The sequence below is a fragment of the Streptomyces solincola genome (assembly GCF_002982015.1).
Classification (GTDB): Bacteria; Actinomycetota; Actinomycetes; order Streptomycetales; family Streptomycetaceae; genus Streptomyces; species Streptomyces solincola.
In genome coordinates, this window is record NZ_PVLV01000181.1 from 1 (window position 1) to 2,116 (window position 2,116).

Here is a 2,116-nt window from a genome sequence, read left to right on the forward strand (position 1 = left end):
TCTGCAGCGTCAGGGGTGTATAAGAGACAGGGCCTCGGGGGAGACGTCGACCAGGAGCAGGCGGCCGTCGTTGCAGGCGACGGCGAGGCGGGCGCCGTCCGGGGCGGCGGCCAGCTCGTGCACGCGGCCCAGTTCGCCCGCGGCCAGCCTGCGGACGGGGCGGTCGCCGCTGGCCCGGGGCAGGTAGGCGATCTCGATGGCGTCCGCGCCCTCGGCGTCGGTGACGTAGGCGATCCGGCCGCCGTCGCCGAGCATCTCCGGCAGCCGCACCCGTACGCCGGGGGTGTCCGCGATGGTGCGGGCCGGGCCGTCCCGGTGGGTGAGCCAGTACAGGCTGCCGCGCACCCCCACCGCGCTGGCGCGGCCGGTCTCGTCCACCGCGACGGCGTTGACGTGGTGGGAGGCGGGGATCTGGTAGGGGCGTCGGCCGGGCCGGGGGCCGCCCAGGCGGACCGGCAGCCTGCGCGGCCGGGAGTCGGGGGTGAGCGCGTCCACGATCCACAGCTCGCCGGCGCACTGGTAGACCACCCGCCGGCCGTCGGTGGAGGCGTGCCGGGCGTAGAACTCGTCGTGGTCGGTGTGCCGGGTCAGGTCGGCGCCGTCACGGCGGCAGGAGTAGAGGTTGCCGACGCCCTCGTGGTCGGAGAGGAACGCGATCCGGTCGCCGACGAACATCACGCAGTCCAGGTGGCCCCGGCCGTCCAGTTCGGGCAGCAACTGCTCGCCGTGCAGCCACAGCCGGCCGGTGGCGCCGCCCCGGTAGCGCTTCCAGGCGGCCGGCTCGTGCGGCGGCTTGCCGGTCAGCAGCAGGGTGAGGTGGCGGCCGTCCACATCGGCGACCGCGAGGTCCGCGACCGGGCCCCAGGGCAGCCTGCCCCCCGGCGAGCCGTCCAGCGGGACCTTGTACGCCCAGGAGAAGTGCGAGAACGGCTGGCCGTGCGAGGCGACCGCCAGGATCTCGCCGTCCGGCGTCCAGCCGCACACCCGGGTGTCCTGGGCGCCCCAGTAGGTGAGCCGCCGGGCCTGGCCGCCGTCCACCGGGGCCAGGTGGATCTCCGGGTCCAGACTGCGCCAGTTCGTGTACGCGATGTGGCGACCGTCCGGGGAGAAGCGCGGCTGGTCCACCCGGGTGCGGTCGACGGTCAGCCGCCACGCCCGACCGGGCGGGTCGCCGCCGGCGGTGAGGGGGGCGATCCACAGGTCGTCCTCGGCCGTGAAGCACAGCAGGTCGTCGTGGAGGTGGGGGTACCGGAGGTAGGCGCCGTCGCTGCTCACACGTTCATGCTTTCCGCGCGGAGGGGGCCCGGCAACCCGGCCGGACGCACTTCTGTGATCTTCGCCGGTCGTACGCGTGCGGCGACGTGACGAGGGACACGTACGAAACCGTTTCGTTTCGCTGATGGGACGGCTTACGCTTCCGGTGTACGAAACGGTTTCGTATCGTGGATCGACCCCCGGCTGTCCGTCAGCGGGGGGTACCGGTCCCGCGACCGGACACGATGGACGGTTCCATGGCACGTGGCAGGCTCACCCCCGAGCGTGAGGCCGAGTTGTACGAGGCCGTGCTCGACCTGCTCCGCGAGGTCGGGTACGACGCGCTCACCATGGACGCGGTCGCCGCCCGCACCCGCTCCAGCAAGGCCACCCTCTACCGCCAGTGGGGGAGCAAGCCGGAGCTGGTGGCGCACGCGCTGCGCAACGACAAGCCGGTGGACATCGCCGCGATAGACACCGGTTCGCTCCGCGGCGACCTCATGGAACTGCTGGCACGCACCGACGAGTGCCAGATCGAGAAGGACTCCGCGCTGATGCGGGGGCTGGTGCACGCCGTCCACGACCATCCCGACCTGCTCCAGGCACTGCGCGAGCTGCTGGTCGAGCCGGAGGTCAGCGGACTCGGCGAGGTGCTGGCCCGCGCGGTGCGGCGGGGCGAGGTGGCCGCCGACAACCCGGCGCTCCGGCTCGTGCCGCACATGGTGCTCGGGCCCTTCATCGTCCGTCCGCTGATCGACGCCCGGGACGTGGACCGGGCCTTCCTCACCGAGTACGTCGACGCGGTGGTCCTCCCCGCCCTCCTCGTCCGCCCCGCGACTCCGTAGCCCCGCGACTGCCCAGC

At 73.4% G+C, this 2,116-nt stretch carries 1 protein-coding gene and 1 pseudogene; one reads left to right on the forward strand and one right to left on the reverse strand.

Annotated features, from left to right (window positions below; genetic code table 11):
- Positions 1-33 precede the first annotated feature (33 nt).
- A pseudogene (locus tag C6N75_RS13410) lies at positions 34-1,275 on the reverse strand (peptidase S41); the annotation flags it as partial.
- A gap of 236 nt (positions 1,276-1,511) precedes the next feature.
- Here C6N75_RS13410 and C6N75_RS13415 point away from each other — a divergent pair.
- Positions 1,512-2,099, forward strand: a complete 588-nt coding sequence (locus C6N75_RS13415) for a TetR/AcrR family transcriptional regulator (RefSeq protein WP_105869112.1) — start codon at positions 1,512-1,514, stop codon at positions 2,097-2,099.
- The last annotated feature ends 17 nt before the right edge of the window (positions 2,100-2,116 follow it).